Below are 3,434 nucleotides of genomic sequence, written 5' to 3' on the forward strand. Positions count from 1 at the left end.
ATGTCTTTACTGATCGGTCGCTTGCCGTTCAGGATATCGGAAATGCGACTTTGGGGCGCGCAGTCAGCAAGGTCTTCCTGCTTCAAGTCGTGCTGTTCCATCAGGAAACGCAACACCTCGCGCGGTGGCGCCTCTGGGATGGTGAAATGCGCATCTTCGTATCGCTTCACCTGCTCGCCCAGGTAGTCGAGTACATCGGCCAAGGGATGATCTTCATCCGCGCGGATTTCGTCCACCAGGGCATCGACCGTCGCCCGCGCCTGCACATAGTCATCAGCGGTGCGAACAGACGTCACGCCAACCACAGACTTAAACGGCATCCACGCACGCAGAATCGCTTGCGGCTCCGGTACCACCTTCAGGAGTTGCGTCATCATTGCCTCCGTTTCCACTGACCGCGGTCATACTCGGCATGGGTGAGAACTGCGCGGACAAATACTTTGCGTCGGTTGTAATGAATCGCAACAATTAAGCGATACTTATTCCCACCGATATTGAATACCGTCAGCCCTTCCACATCATCGGCACTGGGATAGGTCGCCCGCAACGCGTTGAAGTCCGAAAAGTCCTCGTTCTCCATCGTGCGATACCAGGCCTCCAACGGGCCTTTAGCATTCGGATGTTTCGTCCAGAACTCGATGAGGGCAGGTTTCGCTATCACATGCATAATCGTCACAATATACCGAAATGGTATATTTTGCAAAATATCCAGCGATCAGCCTCGATCATCATCCCTGCGCCCCTGGCTGCGCAGATGTCGGTCGCCCTTCAGGACGACCACCCGAAATAGCAGAGCCTCGATCGCACTGAAGGGCGACCTACATCGACCAACGGCTCGAGGAAGCAGCCATTTTTCACGCCATGGTTTTTTCGGTTTCGCGGCTGGTTCGATAGCAAAGTGGACCCTGGATGCCGGACAGTGATTTAAGCGTGCGCCGAACCAAGAGGATCAGCTCGGCATCGACTAAATTCAATAAGTGCATGGTATATCTCAAGGCCAACACCGGGATGGAGGCGATCCAACATCACAACCGCCCCAATCCTAGGCCGCGTCGCGCCAGTGCCGGCCGGTCAGTGGGCGACCCCACGCCAACCGGTGACCAACATCCTCGTTGGCGGCTGTGCCGTTCCAGGCAAGGTACCGGTCCAGGCTGACTCTCCAGGTCGCGGTACAGCACGCGACCACGCTCGCCGGACTCAGGTACCAAGGTACGCACCGGGGGAGCGCCGTCACGACGGGGCACGCGGCCGCCCGCTTCGGCCAGGATGCACGGTCCGCAGGGATGGACTCGGGCAGGCAACAATCGTACTCCAGCGTACCGTCGCCCACCCATTTGGCATCGCCGCAGAGCCCTCGTGCCAAGCGGCGCATGCCGGCATTCTCCGCCAGCACCTCAAACCAGAAACGGCGTATGCCCTGGCGCTGAGCGGCCGGAATCAGATGGGAAAGCAGCGCTGAACCCACCCCCTGCCCCTGTATCCCGTCGACCGTGGCGATGGAAAACTCGGCCACCTCACCCCCGGGGGTCAGACGCAGACAACGGGCGAAGCCCAGGGGCTCTGACTCCTGGCCGGTCGCGTCGATCCGGACCGCGGCGAAGGCGATGTGGTCGTGACCGTCCGCCCCGCAGAAGCGGTCCAGGTCATCCGGGGTCAGGGCGTGTTTGGCGGTGAAAAAGCGCAGGCGCCTGGCCTGCGGCGAGAGTGAGTCGAAGCAGCGGATCAACAGTTCGCGGTCCTGTGGACCTGAAGGCCGGATGCGGTAGGTTGAGCCGTCGGCTAAGCGCCGATCGAAATGGAGTCGATGAAACATGAGGAACCTCCTGCCAACGAGGCAGGTCCCGAACGCAGGCCGCGGGGGGCGCCAAGGGTCCGGGACACGTGAGCAATATCCTAAGGATGGGTGTGCCGCCCGTCTTATTCAAGCAACACTGTATCTTTTTTCGCGAAAGCGCGAATTTTCGATAATAGTGTTTAAGACGTGTAGCAACGACTGCGTCGCTGGACTCTTTGAGCATTGCGTCAGGCGTCGCATGACCGCGGCGCTGGTTCCGGGCTGATCTGGGCGTCTGCGCCGCCCGCTCGGTCGGCTTTCGACTGGGGGCAACCGTTGGCGATCACCATGCGTGCCCGACGGTGATCGCCGGTACGGCGTCCCTTGATCCGCGTGTTATAGCCAATCCCTTCGCGTTCCCCGAAGGCGGTCCGCAATCCGCAACGTACGCCACGATCACCGGCATCGATGTCGCCCCACCGTTTCGCGACCTGACCACCCTGGTGCGCGGCCAGCCGGTCGAGACCCGCCTGATCGAACAGCGACCCTGGCCCGGACTCGCACGCTGTATCGGACGCGTCCACGCCTTCGACATCACGTTGGCCCCCCCAGGAGCGCGTCGAGGTGCGACACCGCTACCGGTTTTCCGCCGGCACCCGGATCGGGTTCGTAGAGGTCCGGTAGGTCACCCGCACCGGCGCCCTCTGGAACGGCCCCATCGGCGCCGCAGAATGTGTCGGCGCGCCGCCCATGGTGGAGTTGGCCTGAAGGCTTGCGCTTCGCGGGATTCGACGAGCGCGTGGGTGACCCGGCATCGCCCAGCCCCCTCGCCTACCGCTTCACCGCCAAGGACTGGACACCCAAACAGGACGTCGTGGTCGCCCTGCACGGTTGGTCGCTAGCCCGTTCGCTGGCCGCTGACAAGGGGATCAAACGCCCCTGCCCCGACGCGGCCACTGTCACCGGCGGCGGCCCGGCCGCGCACGTGACCCAGGACCCGCAGGCGGACGCACCGCTCCACGCCCTGGGCGCTGCCGATCACGGTTAGTCGTTGGCAACACGGATCACCAGCTTGCCGAAGTTATTGCCTTCAAGCTGGCCGATGAAGGCCTGTGGGGCGTGTTCGAGGCCATCGACCCGGTCTTCGCGGAACGTGTCCTTCCGGCAAGGCTGCATGCAATCCCGTCCCTAGCCCGGTAGCGTGGGAGCCCCGTTTTTGCTGATCTGGAGGCTCCACGATGTCACTGTCACTCCCCGCCGCGGCCGATCTCGATCTGGCGCAGACGGTCGCAGCCTTTGCCCACTGGCGCAACAGCACGTCCCAGGGCGCGCGCATTCCCGAGGAACTCTGGTCGCGGGCGGTTGAACTGGCCGCCCGCCATGGGGTGAGCAAGGTGGCCACGACGCTGCGGCTGGACTACGCCGGTTTGAAGCGGCGCCTGACGGCGCGGACGGCGCCGGCCTTTGTGGAAATGGTGCTGGGCTTACCCCCGTCGTCGGGGCCGGGCTGCGTGCTGAGCCTGTCCGATGCGCGTGGCCGTTCGCTGCGCATCGAATGGACCGGGACGGCGACCGGCGAGGTCGCGACGGTGGCGCGCAGTCTGTGGGAGGCGGCGCCGTGCTCGCCCTGACCCCGCAGTTGCGGGTCTTGGTCGCGACG

Annotated in this window: 7 protein-coding genes; 2 read left to right on the forward strand and 5 right to left on the reverse strand. The window is 63.5% G+C overall.

What is annotated here, in order from left to right; genetic code table 11:
* The 4 genes from QZX93_RS24135 to QZX93_RS24150 form a co-directional block, all read right to left on the reverse strand.
* On the reverse strand, positions 1-377 hold a 377-nt coding region (locus tag QZX93_RS24135; protein ID WP_295392431.1), incomplete at its 3' end, for a hypothetical protein.
* Complete coding sequence (locus tag QZX93_RS24140; RefSeq protein WP_295392432.1) at positions 374-667, reverse strand: type II toxin-antitoxin system HigB family toxin; 294 nt, start codon at positions 665-667, stop codon at positions 374-376. The genes QZX93_RS24140 and QZX93_RS24135, both read right to left, overlap by 4 nt.
* 187 nt (positions 668-854) lie before the next feature.
* Complete coding sequence (locus QZX93_RS24145; RefSeq protein ID WP_295392434.1) at positions 855-983, reverse strand: hypothetical protein; 129 nt, start codon at positions 981-983, stop codon at positions 855-857.
* A 59-nt stretch (positions 984-1,042) separates the two neighbouring features.
* The gene (locus QZX93_RS24150) at positions 1,043-1,813 is read right to left on the reverse strand and encodes a GNAT family N-acetyltransferase (RefSeq protein WP_295392435.1); all 771 of its coding nucleotides are present in this window, start codon (positions 1,811-1,813) and stop codon (positions 1,043-1,045) included.
* A 733-nt stretch (positions 1,814-2,546) separates the two neighbouring features.
* On the opposite strand from QZX93_RS24150, the gene QZX93_RS24155 reads away from it, so the two are divergent.
* Positions 2,547-2,822, forward strand: a complete 276-nt coding sequence (locus QZX93_RS24155) for a hypothetical protein (RefSeq protein WP_295392436.1) — start codon at positions 2,547-2,549, stop codon at positions 2,820-2,822.
* Here the strand turns inward: QZX93_RS24155 and QZX93_RS24160 are convergent.
* Positions 2,819-2,950, reverse strand: a complete 132-nt coding sequence (locus tag QZX93_RS24160) for a hypothetical protein (protein ID WP_295392437.1) — start codon at positions 2,948-2,950, stop codon at positions 2,819-2,821. The two genes, QZX93_RS24155 and QZX93_RS24160, sit on opposite strands and share 4 nt — an antisense overlap.
* 62 nt (positions 2,951-3,012) lie before the next feature.
* Between QZX93_RS24160 and QZX93_RS24165 the strand changes: the two genes are divergently transcribed.
* A complete protein-coding gene (locus QZX93_RS24165; protein WP_295392438.1) occupies positions 3,013-3,405 on the forward strand; it encodes a hypothetical protein in 393 nt (130 codons plus the stop codon).
* Positions 3,406-3,434 lie beyond the last annotated feature (29 nt).

The sequence above is a fragment of the uncultured Thiodictyon sp. genome, assembly GCF_903946935.1.
GTDB lineage: Bacteria > Pseudomonadota > Gammaproteobacteria > Chromatiales > Chromatiaceae > Thiodictyon.

Bases quoted from the DNA above. Each gene is read 5' to 3' on its own strand.
- QZX93_RS24140 (WP_295392432.1), bottom strand. From the start codon at position 667: ATGCATGTGATAGCGAAACCTGCCCTCATCGAGTTCTGGACGAAACAT.
- QZX93_RS24145 (WP_295392434.1), bottom strand. From the start codon at position 983: ATGCACTTATTGAATTTAGTCGATGCCGAGCTGATCCTCTTGGTTCGG.
- QZX93_RS24150 (WP_295392435.1), bottom strand. From the start codon at position 1,813: ATGTTTCATCGACTCCATTTCGATCGGCGCTTAGCCGACGGCTCAACC.
- QZX93_RS24160 (WP_295392437.1), bottom strand. From the start codon at position 2,950: ATGCAGCCTTGCCGGAAGGACACGTTCCGCGAAGACCGGGTCGATGGC.
- QZX93_RS24165 (WP_295392438.1), top strand. From the start codon at position 3,013: ATGTCACTGTCACTCCCCGCCGCGGCCGATCTCGATCTGGCGCAGACG.